Annotated in this window: 11 protein-coding genes and 1 pseudogene; 8 read left to right on the forward strand and 4 right to left on the reverse strand. The window is 53.2% G+C overall.

Annotated elements, in window-relative coordinates:
* The first annotated feature begins 429 nt into the window (after positions 1-429).
* From ygfK to MES37_RS11265, 7 genes are all read left to right on the forward strand, one after another.
* Positions 430-3540: a putative selenate reductase subunit YgfK gene (gene ygfK, locus MES37_RS11235; protein ID WP_237931449.1), complete on the forward strand. Its 3111-nt coding sequence runs from the start codon at positions 430-432 to the stop codon at positions 3538-3540.
* A gap of 2 nt (positions 3541-3542) precedes the next feature.
* Entirely contained in the window at positions 3543-4871 is a 1329-nt protein-coding gene (gene ssnA / locus MES37_RS11240) for a putative aminohydrolase SsnA (RefSeq protein ID WP_232886528.1), read from the forward strand.
* A 41-nt stretch (positions 4872-4912) separates the two neighbouring features.
* Complete coding sequence (gene ygfM, locus MES37_RS11245) at positions 4913-5692, forward strand: molybdopterin-dependent oxidoreductase FAD-binding subunit (protein ID WP_232886527.1); 780 nt, start codon at positions 4913-4915, stop codon at positions 5690-5692.
* On the forward strand, positions 5689-8559 hold the full coding sequence (locus MES37_RS11250) for a molybdopterin-dependent oxidoreductase Mo/Fe-S-binding subunit (protein WP_237931451.1): 2871 nt from the start codon (positions 5689-5691) through the stop codon (positions 8557-8559). The genes ygfM and MES37_RS11250 overlap by 4 nt, the downstream gene beginning before the upstream one ends.
* Before the next feature lie 125 nt (positions 8560-8684).
* Complete coding sequence (locus MES37_RS11255) at positions 8685-10079, forward strand: nucleobase:cation symporter-2 family protein (protein WP_237931452.1); 1395 nt, start codon at positions 8685-8687, stop codon at positions 10077-10079.
* Positions 10080-10106: 27 nt separating this feature from the next.
* Positions 10107-11423 (forward strand): guanine deaminase, encoded by a 1317-nt coding sequence (gene guaD, locus MES37_RS11260; RefSeq protein ID WP_064547882.1) that lies wholly within the window; start codon positions 10107-10109, stop codon positions 11421-11423.
* Positions 11424-11467: 44 nt separating this feature from the next.
* On the forward strand, positions 11468-12835 hold the full coding sequence (locus tag MES37_RS11265) for an NCS2 family permease (RefSeq protein ID WP_064547884.1): 1368 nt from the start codon (positions 11468-11470) through the stop codon (positions 12833-12835).
* A gap of 39 nt (positions 12836-12874) precedes the next feature.
* Here MES37_RS11265 and MES37_RS11270 read toward each other — a convergent pair whose 3' ends face one another.
* Both MES37_RS11270 and MES37_RS11275 read right to left on the reverse strand, forming a co-directional pair.
* The gene (locus MES37_RS11270; RefSeq protein WP_064547886.1) at positions 12875-13357 is read right to left on the reverse strand and encodes a 4Fe-4S dicluster domain-containing protein; all 483 of its coding nucleotides are present in this window, start codon (positions 13355-13357) and stop codon (positions 12875-12877) included.
* Positions 13354-15315 (reverse strand): FAD-dependent oxidoreductase, encoded by a 1962-nt coding sequence (locus MES37_RS11275; RefSeq protein WP_237931454.1) that lies wholly within the window; start codon positions 15313-15315, stop codon positions 13354-13356. Before MES37_RS11275 ends, MES37_RS11270 begins: the two co-directional genes overlap by 4 nt.
* Before the next feature lie 391 nt (positions 15316-15706).
* Here MES37_RS11275 and MES37_RS11280 point away from each other — a divergent pair.
* Positions 15707-17029 (forward strand): annotated as a pseudogene (locus MES37_RS11280) (nucleobase:cation symporter-2 family protein); the annotation flags it as partial.
* 73 nt (positions 17030-17102) lie between these two features.
* On the opposite strand, the gene MES37_RS11285 reads toward MES37_RS11280, so the two are convergent.
* Both MES37_RS11285 and murJ read right to left on the reverse strand, forming a co-directional pair.
* A complete protein-coding gene (locus MES37_RS11285) occupies positions 17103-17591 on the reverse strand; it encodes a cold shock domain-containing protein (RefSeq protein WP_074388587.1) in 489 nt (162 codons plus the stop codon).
* 83 nt (positions 17592-17674) lie between these two features.
* On the reverse strand, positions 17675-19210 hold the full coding sequence (gene murJ, locus MES37_RS11290) for a murein biosynthesis integral membrane protein MurJ (RefSeq protein WP_064547892.1): 1536 nt from the start codon (positions 19208-19210) through the stop codon (positions 17675-17677).
* Position 19211: the final 1 nt, after the last annotated feature.

Here is a 19211-nt window from a genome sequence, read left to right on the forward strand (position 1 = left end):
ATATCAGGATGTGTCGGATGACGCTAACACCCATCCGACCTACGTTTATATTCTTCTAAAAATTACCACACCAGCCATTACAAAATAATGTGACTTTACAGACTTCTTTCGTTTAATCGATTGCGTTCAAACAACCGCGCCAGACGCCCTCTTGTTATTATCAAAATGATATTTTATCTCTACTTATGAGAATCAACACAAACTCGATAAACCCCACTTGAAACAGTTATTTATTAATGAAAATCATTCTCAAAAAGACAGATGTGAAGTCTTTCACAAAGAAGTATGAATATTAGAGGCCGCTCGCATTTATTATTCCCCATAAGCTCAATTAATTTCTCTGGCGCGATATTTGCACAAACCCATTAACTATTTCTGTGGTCAGGCCACACGCGCTATTACCCTTTAATTTGTCGCAAGGAGAATGTCATGGGAGATATTATGCGTCCGGTTCCGTTCGAAGAACTTTTGACGCGCATTTTCGATGAGTATCAGCAGAGCAATTCTATCTTTGGAATTCCGGCTCAACAGTTTTATCGGGCGGACACGCCTTCCACATTTAATGTGTTTGGTGAAACCTGTGAAACGCCGATTGGCCCTGCTGCTGGCCCTCATACTCAATTAGCCCAGAATATTGTCGTCTCCTGGTTAACGGGTGGCCGTTTTATCGAACTGAAAACCGTGCAGATCCTTGACCGCCTGGAGCTTGAAAAACCGTGTATTGATGCGCAAGACGAAGCCTTTAATACCGAGTGGTCTAGCGAATTTACGCTACCAAAAGCCTACGACGAATATCTCAAAGCCTGGTTCATTCTCCATTTGCTGGAAAAGGTCTTTACGCCGCAACCGCGAGACGCGCAAAAGTCATTTATCTTCAACATGAGTGTCGGATACAACCTCGACGGTATTCGCCAGCCGCCGATGCAGCAATTTATCCATTCCATGATGGATTCCTCGGCGCACCCAGATTTCGCGCGTTACCGTAAAACGTTGCAAAAATGGCTGCAAAACGAGTCGTTCATTAACCGCTTTGCATTACTGGCAGAACGCAAATCTGAACTGGCGGTACTGGCTGAATCCATCCCCGCCACGCTGGTCACCGGGGTTACGCTGTCGACCATGCACGGCTGCCCGCCAGATGAAATCGAAGCCATTTGCCGCTACATGCTGGAGGAAAAACACTTAAATACTTTCGTCAAACTCAACCCGACGCTGCTCGGTTATCCGCGCGTCAGAGAGATTCTGGACAGTTGCGGCTTCGACTACATCGGCCTGAAAGAAGAGTCCTTCGGCCATGATTTGAAACTCCAGCAAGCACTGGACATGCTGCAACGTTTAATGGCACTGGCGAAAGAAAAACAGCTCGGATTTGGCGTTAAGTTAACCAACACCCTCGGCACCATTAATCACAAAGGCGCGTTACCGGGTGAAGAGATGTATATGTCGGGGCGCGCACTGTTCCCCCTGTCGATCAACGTCGCGGCGGTACTCTCACGCGCCTTTGATGGCCTGCTGCCTATCTCCTATTCCGGCGGTGCCAGCAAATTCACCATTCGCGATATTTTTGAAACCGGGATTCGCCCGATCACCATGGCTACGGATTTGCTCAAGCCTGGCGGTTACCTGCGTATGCTCGACTGTATGCGCGAGCTGGAAAAATCCAGCGCCGCTGCGCTCACGCGTGTTGACGTTGAACGCCTGGAAGCGCTGGCAAAACGCGCCATCAGCATGGAATACACCCAAAAACACTGGAAATCAGAAGACCAGATTGATGCTGGCGGCCCGTTGCCGCTCACCGATTGCTACGTCGCCCCTTGCGTCACGGCCTGCGCGGTGAAGCAAGATATTCCTGAATACATTCGCCTGATGGGTGAAGGCCGTTATACCGATGCGCTGGAAGTGATTTACCAGCGCAACGCACTGCCTGCCATCACCGGCCATATTTGTGACCACCAGTGCCAAAGCAACTGTACGCGCCTGGATTACGACAGTGCGCTTAACATTCGCGAACTCAAAAAGGTGGCGCTGGAAAAAGGCTGGGAAGGCTATAAACAGCGCTGGCATAAGCCTGCTGGCTCAGGTAGCCGCCATCCGGTAGCGGTGATTGGCGCGGGCCCAGCCGGGCTTTCCGCTGGTTACTTCCTCGCACGGGCGGGTCACCAGGTCACGCTATTTGAACGCGAAGCCAACGCAGGCGGCGTGGTAAAAAACGTGATACCTCAGTTCCGTATTCCGGCTGAACTTATCCAACATGACATTGATTTTATCGCTGCCCATGGCGTGAAGTTTGAATACAACTGCTCGCCGGATCTGACCTTTGAACAACTGCAAAAAGACGGCTTCCACTATGTGCTGGTCGGCACCGGGACCGATAAAAACAGCGGTGTGAAACTGGCGGGTGATAACCGCAATGTCTACAAATCGCTGCCCTTCCTGCGTGATTACAATCGCGGTGTGAACCTGAATCTTGGTAAGCACGTTGCCGTAGTGGGTGCTGGCAACACGGCGATGGACTGCGCGCGTGCCGCCCTGCGTGTGCCTGGCGTCACCGATGTCACCGTGTTGTATCGCCGCACCGCCAGCGAAATGCCCGCCTGGCGCGAGGAGTATGAAGAAGCGCTGGAAGATGGCGTGAAGTTTATGTTCCTGACCAACCCAGAGCACTTTGCCGCAGACGGCAGCTTAACGGTACGTAAGATGGAATTAGGTGAGCCAGACAGTTCAGGCCGCCGCCGCCCTGTGGCTTCTGAGCAAAGCGAAACGCTGCAATTCTCCGCCTTAATTACCGCCATCGGCGAACAGCAAGATTGTGCAGCGCTGGCCGCAATGGGCGTGCCACTGGATGAACAAGGCTGGCCTGCGGTGGCGTCGGCCACTGGCGAAACCACCAAACCTGGCCTGTTCCTGATTGGTGACGTGCAAAGCGGCCCGTCTTCCATTGTGGCGGCTATCGGCACCGCACGACGGGCGACGGATGCCATTTTGTGGCGCGAAAACATTCAATCGAGCCACGGTGACAAGCACTGGAACAACGTCGACCCGCAGCATGTTTATCAACGCAAAGGCAATATCGCCGTCAACCTGGTGAGTAAAAACGACCGCAATAATTTTGTGAAACAGGAGGCTGAACGCTGCCTGGAATGTAACTACATCTGTAGTAAATGCGTCGATGTCTGCCCGAACCGCGCCAACGTTTCGATTGCCGTTCCTGGTTTCCAGAACCGCTTCCAGACGCTGCACCTTGATGCTTTCTGCAATGAATGCGGCAACTGCGCCCAGTTCTGCCCGTGGCAAGGCAAACCGTATACCGACAAATTGACGGTATTCAGCCTGCCAGAAGACTTCACCAACAGCAGCAACCCAGGCTTTTACGCTGAAGGCAACGACGTCAGCATCCGCCTGCACCAAAAACTGTGGAAGTTAACGCTTGACGATGACAGCCAGTTCCACCAGCCGCCGCACGAGCTTGGCGAGATCTGCAAAATTATCAGCCACGTGCATAAACATCATCGTTACCTGTTAGGAAAAGTGGAGGCCTGATTATGTTGATTCTGAAAAATGTCACCGCCGTACAGTTTTCTCCGGCGCAAGTACAACACAACGTTGATATTGCGATTGAAGGTAGCGAAATCGTCAACGTTGGTCCTGGGCTGGCGACAGATTACCCGCAGGCCACGGTAAAAGAGATGCACGGACGCATCGTGATGCCGGGCATGGTCTGCGCACATAACCATTTTTACTCGGGGTTATCGCGCGGCATCATGGCGCAAATCCCGCCCAGCCCGGACTTTATCTCGACGCTCAAAAACCTGTGGTGGCGACTCGACCGCGTACTTGACGAAGAATCGCTCTACTACAGCGGGCTGATTTGCTCACTGGAAGCGATTAAAAGCGGCTGTACCTCGGTGATTGATCACCACGCGTCACCGCATTACATCGCCGGTTCGCTCAGCACCTTACGCAACGCCTTCCTGAAAGCCGGGCTGCGCGGCATGACCTGTTTTGAAACCACCGACCGCAATGGCGGGATGGAGGAACTGGAAGCTGGCGTCGAAGAAAACGTTAATTTTGCGCGGCTGATTGATAACGCGCGAAGTGCCGGAAAAGAGCGTTATCTGGTTGAAGCTCATATTGGCGCTCACGCTCCCTTTACCGTGCCGGATGCCGGGCTGGCGATGCTTTCAGGCGCGGTTAAATCCACGGGCCGTGGCCTGCATATTCACGCCGCCGAAGATCGCTACGATGTTTCTCATAGCCATGACAAATACGGCAAAGATCTGCTGGTGCGCCTCGCAGAGTTCGACTTACTCAACAGCAAAACGTTGATTGCCCACGGCCTTTACCTGTCGAAAGAAGATATTCGCCTGCTCAATGAGAAAGACGGGTTCCTCGTCCACAACGCCCGCTCCAACATGAATAACCATGTGGGCTACAACCATCAGCTTGCCGAATACCACAACCTGGCGCTGGGCACCGACGGTATCGGGTCGGATATGTTCGAAGAGCTGAAGTTCGCCTTCTTCAAACACCGTGATGCAGGCGGCCCACTGTGGCCTGACAGTTTCACCCGCTATTTGTGGAGCGGTAACGAACTGCTGGCGCGCAACTTTAATGCCAAATTTGGCAGCCTGGCGGCAGGCTATAAAGCCGACCTCACCATTTGTGATTACTTATCGCCAACGCCGCTACAGGCCGAAAATATCGGCGGCCATCTGGCGTTTGGCCTCGGCTCATCGAGTGTTCATAGCGTGATGATTGATGGCGTGATGGTTTATGAAGACCGCGAGTTCGCCTTCGATTGTGAGCCGATTTACGCCGAAGCCAGAAAGGTGGCAGCAAAAATGTGGCGACGTATGGATTCGACAAAATAATCACGCCTGGCGGACACCAGTCTGACCGAAGAGAGGAACATATGATTAAGCAATTTTTCCGTGTCACGACCATTGAGCAAGCGATGGAACTGAAGGAACACTACAAAGATAGCGCGGTGTGGATGGCGGGCGGCAGCAAACTCAATGCCACGCCAACGCGCACTGAATGCAGCGTGGCGATTTCTTTGCAAGGTTTGCCACTCGACGAAATGGACTGGGACAACGGCACGCTGCGCATTGGTTCGCTGATCACTTTGCAAAAACTGCGCGACACCGTTTTTATCCCGCAAGCCCTGAACGATGCGCTGGGTTTTGTCTATTCACGCCATGTGCGTAACCAGGCCACTTTGGGCGGTGAAATTGCCGCCCGCCAGGCCGAATCGGTGATCATTCCTATCTTACTGGCGCTGGAAACCGTGTTGCTGTTTGCCGATGGTGAAACCTTAACGCTGGAAGAGTATTTGCAGGCTCCGGGCGACCGCTTATTGGTCGAAGTGATTATTCACGACCCATACCGCCGCTGTGCGACGCGTAAATTCAGCCGTTCCGCTGCCGGTTGGTCGGTGGTCACCGCCGCCGTTGCCATCACCGAAAACGAAGAGATCCGTATCGCGCTGGATGGCGTGGCGGAAAAACCGCTGCGCTTGCGCGACGTAGAGTCGCTGGCTTTAGAAGGCGAAGCACTGGAAAAGGCGGTGGGTGCGGCAATTTATCCACGTGCAGACTTATCGGGCAGCGAAGCGTTTAAACGCCATATTGCCGGTGTGCTGGTCGCTGACCTGCTGACCGACTGCCAGCAGCAAGATGAGGTAACAAAATGATGATTCACTTTACGCTGAACGGAACACCCCGTGAAATTGACTGCATGGCCGGGGAAAATGTGCAAAAACTGTTGTTCGGGCTGGGTTTACACTCGGTGCGCAACAGCGACGACGGCTTTGGTTTTGCCGGTTCAGATGCCATTTGGTGCAACGGAATCATCGTTAACGCCTCTTTACTGATTGCCGGGCAACTTGAAGGCGGCGAGATAAAAACCGCCGAATCACTTGGCAGTTGGAACCAGTTAAGCCTGGTACAACAGGCGATGGTCGATACAGGCGTAGTGCAATCAGGCTACAACGACCCTGCCGCCGCGCTGATTCTCACCGATTTACTGCAACGAATTGCGTCACCAACTCGCGAAGATATTGATGATGCATTGTCAGGGTTGTTCAGCCGTGATGCCGGTTACCAGCAGTTTTATCAAGTGGTCGATCTGGCAAAAACACGTCTGACCGACCCCACTTACCAGCCCACCGTCACCCCAACCTTTCGCCATGACCTCGCGGTTATCGGCAAGCGTCATCCGAAAACCGATGCGACGATGATGGTGCAGGCCAAACCGTGTTATGTCGAAGACCGCGTTCCTGCGGATGCCTGTGTGGTGAAGATGTTACGCAGCCCGCACCCGCACGCGCTGATTACCCGTCTGGATGTCAGCAAAGCGGAAGCCTTGCCCGGCGTGGTTCATGTGATCACGCATAAAAACTGCCCGGATATTTATTACACTCCAGGCGGGCAAAGCGCGCCCGAACCTTCGCCGCTTGACCGCCGCATGTTTGGCCTAAAAATGCGCCACGTCGGCGATCGCGTTGCGGCGGTGGTCGCAGAAAGTGCCGAGATTGCCCTGGCAGCACTTAAGCTTATCGAGGTTGAATACCAGGTTTTAAAACCGGTGTTGTCGATTGACGAAGCGATGGCGGCTGATGCCCCACGCGTGCATGACGAAAAAGTGGTTTACGTCAACGGTGCGCCAGCGGACCTCGAAGCGCAAAACAGCCAGGCTGCCGATCGTGACGAGCACATGATTATCAATTTCCCGATTGGCGCTCGCCCGGAAAAAAACATCGCCGCCGGTATTCATGGGCGCATAGGTGACGTAGACAAAGGCTTTGCCGACGCCGAAGTGGTTATCGAGCGCACCTACGAATCCAAACAGGTGCAACAGTGCCCGACTGAAACCCACGTTTGCTTCACCCGCTGGGTGGGTGACCGTTTGGTTATCCATGCTTCAACCCAGGTTCCGTGGCACTTGCGCCGCCAGGTCGCGCGTTTAGTGGGGCTCAAGCAACATAAAGTCCATGTCATCAAAGAGCGCGTCGGCGGCGGTTTTGGTTCCAAGCAGGATATTTTGCTGGAAGAAGTTTGCGCCTGGGCGACCTGCGTAACCGGACGCCCGGTCTATTTCCACTACACCCGCGAAGAGGAGTTTATCGCTAACACCTCGCGCCACGTCGCCAAAGTGACGGTAAAAATCGGTGCCAAAAAAGATGGCCGTCTGACCGCCATCAAGATGGATTTCCGCGCCAATACTGGCCCGTATGGCAACCACGCCCTCACGGTGCCGTGTAATGGCCCTGCGTTGTCGCTGCCGCTTTATCCTTGCGATAACGTCGATTTCCAGGTCACCACTTACTACAGCAATATCTGCCCAACCGGCGCATACCAGGGCTACGGCGCACCCAAAGGGAACTTTGCGCTGACCATGGCAATGGCTGAGCTGGCGGAAAAACTGGGTATCGACCAGTTAGATATGGTGGAAATTAACCGCGTCCGTGAAGGCCAGGAGTTGAAAATCCTCGGGGCGATTGGCGAAGGGAAAATGCCCACCTCAATTCCAGTCGCAGCCAGTTGCGCGTTAGAACCGATATTGCGCAAAGGCCGTCAGCTAATCGACTGGGATGCACCCAAACCGGTAGAGGGCGACTGGCATACCGGGCGTGGCGTTGCCATCATCATGCAGAAATCGGGAATCCCGGATATTGACCAGGCCAACTGCATGATCAAACTGGAATCTGACGGGACGTTTATCGTCCACTCCGGTGGTGCCGATATCGGTACTGGCCTTGATACCGTGGTCGGGAAGTTGTCGGCTGAAGTGCTGTGCTGCCCGCTGTCTGATATCCACGTGATTTCGGGTGACACCGACCACGCGCTGTTCGACAAAGGCGCTTACGCCTCCTCTGGCACCTGTTTCTCCGGTAACGCGGCGAAAAATGCCGCGGAGAATTTACGCGATAAAATTCTCTTCCACGGCGCGCAAATGCTCGGCGAACCGCTGGAAGATGTGCAACTGGCCGCACCAGGTATTGTGCGCGGCAAGCAAGGCGAAGTGAGCTTTGCGCAAATTGCCCACAAGGCCGAAACCGGCACCGGATTCGGGACGTTAGTTGCCACCGCCAGTTATATCACCCCGAATTTCGCCTTCCCGTTTGGGGCAAACTTTGCCGAAGTGGCGGTGAATACGCGTACGGGTGAAATCAAGCTCAACAAGTTCTACGCCCTGCTCGATTGTGGTACGCCGATAAACCCAGACCTCGCATTGGGGCAAATCTATGGCGCATCGATGCGCGCCATCGGGCATAGCCTGACTGAAGAAATTCAGTATGACGCACACGGCATCCCACTGACGCGCGACCTGCGTACCTATGGTGCGCCGATGATTGGCGATATTCCCCGTGATTTCCGCGCATTTCTCGTTCCCAGCGAGGACCATGTTGGGCCGTACGGTGCCAAGTCTATTTCAGAAATTGGCGTCAACGGCGCGGCTCCCGCTATTGCGACAGCGATCCACGATGCCTGCAAAGTGTGGCTGCGAGAGTGGCATTTCACCCCTGAGAAAATCCTCCATGCCTTAGGGAAACTGTAAACCGGTAATGGAGTCGGATGGCGCTTACGCTTATCCGACCTACGAAAATCGTGGATGACGGGCTTTTGTAGGGTGGATAAGCGCAAGCGACATCCACCATTACTGGTAGGTACAGGAGTGTCCAGATGTCTGATTTCAGCAATGCCGATTCTGAACTGGTTTATGCCCTGGAAGACAAACCACCGTTTTACCAGTCTTTAGTGGGCGCTATCACCCACCTGTTAGCTATCTTTGTGCCGATGGTTACGCCTGCGCTGATCGTCGGTACCTCGCTGCAACTCTCAACCGCCACCACCACTTACCTGGTTTCGATGGCAATGATTGCCTCAGGTATTGGCACCTGGTTGCAGGTCAATCGTTATGGCCCGATTGGTTCGGGTTTGTTATCGATTCAGTCAGTTAATTTTTCTTTTGTGACCGTGATGATTGCCCTTGGCGGTGCGATGAAGAAAGACGGTTTTCATGAAGAACTGATCCTTTCTTCGATGATGGCGGTTTCTTTTGTCGGCGCTTTTCTGGTGGTCGGTTCGTCATTTATTCTGCCCGCGTTGCGCCGCGTCATCACCCCGACGGTGAGCGGAGTGGTGGTGTTGATGATTGGCCTGAGCCTGATAAAAGTCGGCATTATTGATTTTGGCGGCGGGTTCTCGGCCAAACACAGCGGCACCTTTGGTAACTATGAAAACATTGGTGTCGGGTTGTTGGTGTTGGTCGTAGTGATTGGCTTCAACTGTTGCCGCAGCCCGCTGTTGCGCATGGTCGGGATTGCCGTGGGTTTGATTGTCGGCTATCTCACCGCGCTGTGCCTCGGAATGGTGGATTTCAGCAGTATGCGTAATCTGCCGCTGATCACCATGCCCGTCCCCTTCAAGTTCGGTTTTACCTTTGATATCACTCAATTTCTGGTGGTCGGCACCATTTATCTGCTCAGTGTGCTGGAAGCAGTGGGTTCGATTACCGCCACCGCCATGGTGTCAAACCAGCCGATTGAAGGTGATGAATACCAGTCGCGCCTGAAAGGTGGCGTGCTGGCCGACGGTTTGGTGTCGGTTATCGCCTCGGCACTCGGTTCACTGCCGCTGACCACCTTTTCGCAAAATAACGGCGTTATTCAGATGACCGGTGTGGCGTCACGCTATATCGGGCGCGTAATCGCCGTGATCCTTATCGTACTGGGCTTTTTCCCGGTTATCGGGCGCTTCTTTACCACCATTCCCGCGCCGGTACTGGGCGGAGCAATGACCCTGATGTTCTCGATGATCGCCATTGCCGGGATTCGCATCATCATCTCTAACGGCCTACGGCGGCGTGAAACCCTGATTGTAGCCACATCACTAGGGCTGGGGCTTGGCGTTTCATACGATCCGGATGTGTTCCGCATTTTGCCCGCTTCGTTATTCGTGCTGGTGGAAAACCCCATCTGCGCCGGAGGCCTGACGGCCATCATCCTGAATTTGCTTATCCCGTTAAGACAAAAAGAGACCAGTGCAACCCCGGTGGCGACCGAAGAACCGGAGTGAGTGCTGTGAATCACTGAGGATTAAAACATGACTGGTGTACAAAACCTGAAGGCCGTGCGCGGGAACTTCCTGGATGTGACACGCGTAATTTCGCACCCTGAAGAAATCGAGTCAGCGTTGCGCTTTGTTGAAGATGGATTGCTGTTAATCAGTGAAGGTAAAGTGGTGTGGTTTGGCTCGTGGGAAGAAGGGAAATCACGGGTACCGGATGCTATCCGCGTGCGTGATTATCGCGGCAAGCTCATCGTTCCTGGCTTTGTCGACACCCATATTCACTATCCACAAAGTGAAATGGTGGGCGCATATGGCGAGCAGTTGCTCGAGTGGCTAAACAAGCACACCTTCCCCACCGAGCGGCGCTATAAAGACCCCGAATATGCCCGTGAAATGGCCTCGTTTTTCCTTAAACAGTTGCTGCGCAACGGCACCACCACGGCGCTGGTGTTTGGCACCGTTCACCCGGAATCGGCCAACGCGTTGTTTGAAGCGGCGAGCAATATCAATATGCGCATGATTGCCGGTAAGGTGATGATGGACCGCAATGCGCCTGAATGGTTGCTGGATACGGCAGAAAGTAGCTACCTGGAAAGTAAGGCGCTAATTGAGCGCTGGCACAAAAACCGCCGCTTGCTTTATGCCATCACGCCACGGTTTGCACCGACCTCAACGCCTGAACAACTGGCGATGGCGCAGCGTCTGCGCCAGGAATATCCCGATACCTGGGTTCACACCCATTTGTGCGAAAACAAGGACGAAATTGCCTGGGTAAAAGAGTTGTTCCCGGAGCGCAAAAACTATCTCGATGTTTACCATCACTACGGTTTGACCGGCAAAAACAGTGTCTTTGCCCACTGTATTCATCTGGAGGAAGACGAGTGGGATTGCCTGCACCACACCGATTCCACCATCGCCTTTTGCCCAACATCCAATCTTTATCTCGGCAGCGGCTTATTCAATCTGCAAAAAGCCTGGCGCAAGAAAATCAAGGTCGGGATTGGCACCGACATTGGCGCGGGCACCACCTTCAATATGCTGCAAACCCTAAATGAAGCCTACAAAGTGATGCAGCTTCAAGGCTACCGGCTGTCGGCTTATGAAGCCTTCTATCTTGCCACCCTGGGCGGGGCGCACTCATTAGGACTTGATAGTTATATCGGCAATTTCGACATCGGCAAAGAGGCTGACTTTGTGGTTCTTGAGCCAACCGCCACGCCGTTGCAACAACTGCGCTATGACAATTCGGTGTCGCTGATGGACAAGCTGTTTGTGATGATAACGCTGGGCGATGACCGCTCGATTTATCGCACTTACGTCGATGGCCAACTGGTGTACGAAAGAACATAGCAAACAGGAAAAACCGTCACTTCATCGTTGATAAGGACAGAATTATGTCGACCGATTCATCGCATGTGCCTGCCACAGTGCAGGGAAAAGGGGCGCTCGACCGCTATTTCAGTATTACGAAACGCGGCAGCAGTGTTCGCCAGGAAGTCCTCGCTGGCATTACCACATTTTTAGCCATGGTTTACTCCGTGATCGTGGTGCCAGGTATGTTAGGGAAAGCCGGATTTCCGCCTGGTGCCGTCTTTGTTGCAACCTGTCTGATAGCGGGCTTCGGCTCATTACTGATGGGGCTGTGGGCCAATTTACCGATGGCAATTGGCTGTGCCATTTCACTCACTGCCTTTACCGCCTTCAGCCTGGTGTTAGGGCAGCACATCAGCATTCCCGTGGCTTTAGGCGCGGTGTTCCTGATGGGGGTGCTGTTTACCGCCATTTCGGTGACCGGCGTGCGAACCTGGATATTGCGTAATTTGCCAATGGGGATCGCCCACGGTACCGGCATCGGGATTGGTCTGTTTTTGTTATTAATTGCCGCAAGTGGCGTGGGGCTGGTTATCAAGAACCCAATTGAAGGGTTGCCGGTAGCGCTCGGTGGCTTCACCACCTTCCCTGTCATCATGACGTTATTAGGTTTAGCCGTCATTTTGGGGCTGGAAAAACTGCGTGTCCCTGGGGGGATTTTACTGGTCATTATTGCCATTTCGATTATCGGCCTGATTTTCGACCCCAATGTGCAGTATCACGGGCTGGTGGCGTTACCGAGTCTGAGCGGAGAAGACGGCAAATCACTTATTTTCAGCCTCGATATTATGGGCGCGTTACAGCCAATGGTGTTACCAAGTGTACTGGCGCTAGTAATGACGGCTGTTTTTGATGCCACCGGGACAATACGTGCCGTTGCTGGCCAGGCGAATCTGCTGGATGAAAACAACCAAATTATCAATGGCGGCAAAGCGTTAACCGCCGACTCGGTGAGTTCGATTTTATCCGGCCTGGTCGGTGCGTCTCCTGCGGCGGTTTATATCGAATCCGCAGCGGGAACCGCGGCGGGTGGGAAAACGGGCTTAACCGCAGTGGTGGTCGGCGCACTGTTTTTAGTGGTGCTGTTCCTGTCGCCGCTGGCTTTCCTGATCCCCGGTTATGCCACCGCCCCGGCACTGATGTATGTCGGGTTATTGATGCTCAGCAACGTGGCAAAACTCGATTTCGATGACTTTGTGGATGCGATGGCCGGCCTAGTGTGCGCGGTATTTATCGTGCTGACCTGCAATATTGTCACCGGCATTATGCTGGGTTTTGTGACACTGGTGGTGGGGCGTGTGTTCTCAAATGATTGGCGTCGGTTGAATATCGGCACAGTGCTGATTGCCCTGGTATTGGTCATTTTCTACGCGGGTGGTTGGGCAATTTGACGTAAGCAATACGGCCCGATAATCGGGCCGTATTGTTGGCTATTTCAACGAGAAATACACGCTCTGCAAAGCCGCACTGCGGCGGCGTAGGGTGGCTTGTTGCTTCACCGAATGACTATCATTTTTCTCCAGCGCCGCGGTCGGGCATACCCTTACACATTCGGGGCCGCTTTGGTGCTGCTGGCAAAGATCACATTTCACGATTTGGATGTTTTTTTCAGGCGTCAGAGCTATATCGATGACGCCAAAGGGACAAGCCATCACACAGTTTTTACAGCCAATACACAACGACTCGTTGAGCTGCACACATCTCTCATCCTGCACCAGCGCACGCACCGGGCAAACCGCCACGCAAGGGGCATTCTCACACTGATGGCACATCACGGGCTGAGTGGATGAATGCAGTTTCATCACCTGTAACCTGGGGCGAAAATCGCTATCACTGTGTGCCTGCCCACAGGCAATTTCGCAAGTGCGACACCCGATGCAGCGATCGGGGTTAACGTGAATAAACTGTGTCATCGCAACGGCTCCTGACTGTGTGAGCACTGAATGGGGGATGAATCACCCAACATTACCAGAATGTCCCGTGCCGCCTGCCGCCCGGCGACCATTGCCGTGACCACTAAATCAGCACCATGAACCGCATCACCGCCCGCGAATATTTTCGGGTGCTGCGTTTGAGTGGATAAGCGCCCCGCTTTACCGGTTTCAATCAGGCCGTATTTGTCGAAAGTGACCTGGTGAGTTTCCAGCCACGGCATCGCATGTGGCTGGAAACCAAAGGCCATCACCAGAACATCGGCGGGCAGTACAAACTCTGAGCCGACGACAGGCTGCGGACGCCGTCGTCCATCGCTGCCGGGTTCGCCCAAAAGCGTTCGAATCAGGCCAATTCCTGTCACCGCGCCATTGTCATTACGTTCAATGAATTGCGGCTGCGCATTGAAAAGGAACTCCACACCCTCTTCCCTGGCATTCACCACTTCTTTCTTTGAACCCGGCATGCTGGCTTCATCGCGACGATAAGCACAGGTCACGCTTGCCGCCTCCAGGCGTATCGCGGTGCGCAAGCAGTCCATCGCCGTATCACCACCGCCAAGTACCACGACGTGTTTCCCAGCTAGCTCAATCCAGGGCGTGGCGGCATCATCAGCAAGGTTCATCACTCTACGCGCACTAGCGGTCAGTAATGGTAGCGCCTGCACGACCCCCGGTGAGTCTTCGTGCTCCAGCCCGGCACGCATTAAATCGTAGGTGCCAACACCCAGAAATACCGCCTGATAGCTGGACAGCAGTTCGCTAAAGGCGATGTCGCGCCCGATTTCGCAGTTGAGATGAAACTCGATGCCCATCGAATTGAAGATTTCGCGCCGCATGGCAAGCAACTGTTTATCAAGCTTGAAGGGAGGAATACCGAAGGTCAGCAGCCCACCGATTTCAGGATAGCGGTCATAGACATCGACCTGAATACCACGGCGTGCCAGAATATCTGCACATCCTAATCCAGCAGGACCGGCACCAATAACCGCCACTCGCTCTTTGCGTGTTGCGATATCTGGCGACACTTTAGGCCACCAGCCCTGAGCCAGTGCGGTGTCCGTGATGTAACGTTCGATATTCCCGATAGCCACCGCGCCGCTGTGCGGTTTTAAGGTACAAGCCCCTTCACACAAGCGTTCTTGCGGGCAGACTCGCCCACAAATTTCAGGCAGTGAACTACTTTGGTGGCTTAATTCCGCCGCTTCAATAATCTTACCTTCGGCAACCAAACGCAGCAGTTCAGGAATAGCGTTATGCAGCGGGCAAGTCCAGTTGCAGCGCGCTTTTTGCGCACAATGGATGCAGCGTTGGCTTTCATTAACCGCATGCAAAGAGGACAAGCCCTGATAAATCTCTTCGAAGTGCATTTTGCGTTGTATCGCCGGGAGTTTTTCAGCGCCATTGCGGGCGGGTTTGTCCAATAAACTCTGGCGACGAACCGGAGCCGACGCGCCACTGAGCGCCATTTTCTGCCGCCGCAGGCGTAAGTCGTTTAACTCACGGTCATCCATTAGTTTGAGTGCATCCGCAGGGCAATGGGCCACACAGGCGGGTTGACCACTTTCACTCTGTTCACAGAGGTCGCATTTTTGCGCCAGCCAGATAGCATCCTGGCCGGCATTCACCATTTCTATCGTCCCAAATGGGCAGGCCAGCACGCAGTTTTTACAGCCAATGCAGCGCGCTTCGTTCAGGTGAACCTGCTCGTTCCGGTAGGTTAATGCCCCCACCGGACAACTGGTGACACAAGGGGCATTGTTACAGTGATGGCAGGTGACCGTGACATGGTTTTGCTGGTGGGAAATAACTTCAATGCGTGGATGAAAAGCGGCAATAGACTCTGGCCAACTCTGTCGATTGTGAGCCACTGCGCAGGCAATTTCGCAGACGTGACAACCGATGCATTCTTGCGCATCTACAGCGATAAATTTATTCATTCGCATCCCTTTTTGAAAGCCAGAACTCACTTGCAGCAATGCAAAAACAGGGACAATTTGTTCAGCGTAAGCAGACTAAATCTAAATTTGTGAGTCACTGCAAAGAATGTTGCCCAAAATTGAGGTTATGCAAAGTTCCGGCCTGCTCGCCGCTGCTCAAAAGTGAGAGTGGGCTTATCAAACTGAGAAGATAAACCTCAAACTGATAAAACTCCCCAGACAAAATATTTTCCCCTTCGCTGTCAATACAATCAGTTACGTGATGTTTTTCACACTTCTTCAATCAATTTAGCGCAATGCATGGAACTGGCATCAGTTACGCATGCATTCCCTGAACTCATTTTTTGGAAAAACAGGATTGCCAATACCGCCGCCATTAAAGGAGATAGATATGGACAATAGTGCCTCTGAAATTTCACCCGCGACCACGCCAAATGAAGTCGACCGAATACTGCCGCCAGGGCAATTATTGATCCTCGGCCTTCAGCATGTGCTGGTGATGTATGCCGGGGCCGTAGCCGTACCACTGATGATTGGTGACCGTTTAGGGTTAAGCAAAGAAGTCATCTCTTTATTGATTAGCGCCGATCTGTTCTGTTGTGGCGTCGTCACGCTGATTCAGTGTCTGGGGGTCGGTAAATTTATGGGAATTCGCTTACCGGTGATTATGTCGGTGACCTTTGCGGCGGTCACGCCAATGGTGGCCATTGGCTCTAATCCCGAGATTGGCCTGACCGGTATTTTTGGCGCGACCATCGCCGCCGGGTTGATTACCACCCTGCTGGCGCCGGTAGTGGGCAGGTTAATGCCGCTGTTCCCCCCGTTGGTCACCGGGATTGTGATTACCTCGATTGGGCTGAGTATTATCCAGGTCGGTATCGACTGGGCGGCAGGTGGTGCGGGCAACCCGAATTACGGCGACCCCGTTTATATCTGCGTCGCCTCAGCCGTGTTGCTGTTTATCTTGCTGATTACCCGTTATGCCACAGGCTTTTTATCAAATGTCGCGGTGCTGCTGGGTATCGCTTTTGGTTTTGCGTTGGCTTACATGATGGGCGAAGTTAATTTGTCCGGGCTGGCTGATGCAAAATGGTTCGCCATCGTGACGCCAATGGCGCTGGGTATCCCGACGTTCGATCCCGTTGCCATCCTGACGCTGACCGCGGTGCTGATTATTGTCTTTATTGAGTCGATGGGGATGTTTCTGGCGCTCGGCGATATTGTTGGCCATAAATTAACCGAAAAAGATATTATCCGTGGTTTACGGGTTGATGGCGTGGGGACGGTGATTGGTGGTCTGTTTAACAGCTTCCCGCATACTTCGTTTTCACAGAACGTCGGTCTGGTGAGCGTAACGCGGATCCATAGCCGTTGGGTGTGCGTGGCTGCGGGTTGTATTTTGATCTTGTTTGGCATGGTGCCGAAAATGGCCGTGTTTGTGGCGTCAATTCCACAATTTGTCTTAGGTGGTGCGGGGTTGGTGATGTTCGGGATGGTGTTGGCAACAGGGATTCGTATTCTGGCTCGCGCCAACTACTCAACCAATCGTTACAACCTTTATATCGTCGCCATCAGCTTAGGGATGGGGATGACACCCACGCTTTCTCACGGCTTCTTCGCACAATTTCCGGCAGCCTTACAGCCTTTGCTACACAGCGGGATCATGCTGGCAACCGCCTGCGCGGTGATTTTGAATCTCTTTTTTAATGGCTACCCAAAAGCGGAAAAGTCACAGGCTTAACAGGCAGGAAGCTTGTAGCGCTCAGAGTTGAGCGCTACAGCATGACTTACTTCAGACCCTGGAGGATCTTCATGGTGGCTTCAACATCAATTTCATCTTCGGAGAAGATTAATGTTGAGCCCTGGAAGGTGGTCACCGCCAGTTTCTTCAGCGTACGCATTTCGCCCGGCTTAGGTTCTGCTTTCGGGCGAATGCTGTTCATCAGCGCGCCAACAGACAGCACCGCGTTCTCTTTATCAATCTTGGTTTCGGCTGGCACTTCTTCGCTGTAAACCAGGAAGGATTTAATCGCCGTGATTTTGATGCGCTCGCCAGCAATAAAGATGTATTTGCTGTCTGGCTCAACTTTCACCGAAAAAGCTGATAAGCCTTTGTTGTTGGTGGTTGGCTCAAAAGTCACCGAGGCATCTTTCTTAATCAGCTCAGGGTTGGCGACCTTAATCACATGAAAATAACGATTGTCACCGTTTTCATCTTTGATAAAACCGAAACCTTTATCTTCAAACCAGGTTGTGATTACTCCGTGCATCGCTATTACCGCCTAATTAATCGTTCAATATGTCAAATTTTTGCAGCGCGCAGTTTAATGCAGAACGCGCCTGGTACCTAGTCTGTTTGCTAAATGGTGCGGCGGGCAAAGTCCTTCACCCTGAAGCCCAGCACCATCAGTGTTGCGAAATACGCCGCAATCCCGGCAACCACCACCGCCATCAGACGCAGCAAGCGGTAAGGCATGGAGCCAAGATCCCAGGCTGGCATCACGTGCATCATGCCGAACAACACCGCAGCCATCACAACCACACCGGCAAACAAACGCCACAAGAACGCCCACCAGCCCGGCTGAGGCTGGAAAATATCCTGTTTCCGCAGTTGCCAGTATAGCAGGCTGGCATTCAGGCAAGCCCCCAGACCAATCGACAACGACAGCCCGGCGTGTTTGAGCGGGCCGATAAACGCGAGGTTCATCACCTGAGTCAGAATCAGTGTGACGATGGCAATTTTGACCGGCGTCTTGATGTCCTGGCGCGAATAGAAACCCGGAGCCAGCACTTTCACCACAATCAGCCCCATCAAACCGACGGAATAGGCCACCAGCGCACGTTGCGTCATCGCGGCATCAAAAGCGGTGAATTTACCGTACTGGAACAGTGAAACGGTGAGCGGTTTTGCCAGAATCCCCAGTGCCACCGCGCTTGGCAACGCCAGCAGAAAACATAAACGCAACCCCCAGTCCATCAGGCGCGAGTATTCGTCATGGTTGCCACTGGCAAAGCTCTTCGCCAGCGAAGGCAGCAAAATAGTGCCTAGCGCCACACCTAACACGCCGGATGGAAATTCCATTAAACGGTCAGCGTAGTACATCCAGGAAACCGAGCCTGAGGCGAGGAACGAGGCGAAAATGGTGTTGATAATCAAAGAAATCTGGCTAACGGAAACACCGAGAATTGCCGGTCCCATCTGTTTGATAACGCGCATCGCACCGGCATCTTTCAGATTGACGCGCGGCAAAACCAGCATGCCAATCTTTTTCAGATGCGGTAACTGATACGCCAGTTGCAACACGCCGCCCACGGTCACCGCCCAGGCCAGCGCCAGAATCGGTGGGTTAAAGTACGGTGCCGCAAACAGCGCAAAGCCAATCATGCTGAGGTTCAGGAAAGTCGGCGCAAAAGCAGGAACGGAGAAACGGTTCCAGGTATTAAGAATCGCCCCGCATAACGAAGCCAGCGAGATCAGGAAAATATACGGGAAGGTTATCCGCAACAGGCTGGAAGTCAGGTTGAATTTATCTGCGGTATCGGCAAAGCCAGGAGCCGTCACCATAATCACCCACGGTGCCGCTATCATGCCGATAACGGTGACTACCGCCAGTGCCAGCGTGAGTAGCCCGGAAACATACGAGACAAACACGCGGGTGGCATCTTCGCCCTGCTTACTTTTGTACTCGGCAAGAATCGGCACAAACGCCTGCGAAAATGCCCCTTCGGCAAAAATACGACGCAACAAGTTGGGAAGTTTGAATGCCACGAAAAAGGCATCCGTCGCCATCCCTGCCCCAAAAACCCTTGCCACAATGGCGTCGCGCGCAAATCCGAGCACGCGAGAAAACATGGTCATCGAGCTGACGGCTGCCAGCGATTTTAATAGATTCATT

The sequence above is a fragment of the Buttiauxella sp. S19-1 genome, assembly GCF_022134725.1.
GTDB lineage: Bacteria > Pseudomonadota > Gammaproteobacteria > Enterobacterales > Enterobacteriaceae > Buttiauxella > Buttiauxella ferragutiae.

Bases quoted from the DNA above. Each gene is read 5' to 3' on its own strand.
- ygfK (WP_237931449.1), top strand. From the start codon at position 430: ATGGGAGATATTATGCGTCCGGTTCCGTTCGAAGAACTTTTGACGCGC.
- ssnA (WP_232886528.1), top strand. From the start codon at position 3,543: ATGTTGATTCTGAAAAATGTCACCGCCGTACAGTTTTCTCCGGCGCAA.
- ygfM (WP_232886527.1), top strand. From the start codon at position 4,913: ATGATTAAGCAATTTTTCCGTGTCACGACCATTGAGCAAGCGATGGAA.
- MES37_RS11250 (WP_237931451.1), top strand. From the start codon at position 5,689: ATGATGATTCACTTTACGCTGAACGGAACACCCCGTGAAATTGACTGC.
- MES37_RS11255 (WP_237931452.1), top strand. From the start codon at position 8,685: ATGTCTGATTTCAGCAATGCCGATTCTGAACTGGTTTATGCCCTGGAA.
- guaD (WP_064547882.1), top strand. From the start codon at position 10,107: ATGACTGGTGTACAAAACCTGAAGGCCGTGCGCGGGAACTTCCTGGAT.
- MES37_RS11265 (WP_064547884.1), top strand. From the start codon at position 11,468: ATGTCGACCGATTCATCGCATGTGCCTGCCACAGTGCAGGGAAAAGGG.
- MES37_RS11270 (WP_064547886.1), bottom strand. From the start codon at position 13,357: ATGACACAGTTTATTCACGTTAACCCCGATCGCTGCATCGGGTGTCGC.
- MES37_RS11275 (WP_237931454.1), bottom strand. From the start codon at position 15,315: ATGAATAAATTTATCGCTGTAGATGCGCAAGAATGCATCGGTTGTCAC.
- murJ (WP_064547892.1), bottom strand. From the start codon at position 19,210: ATGAATCTATTAAAATCGCTGGCAGCCGTCAGCTCGATGACCATGTTT.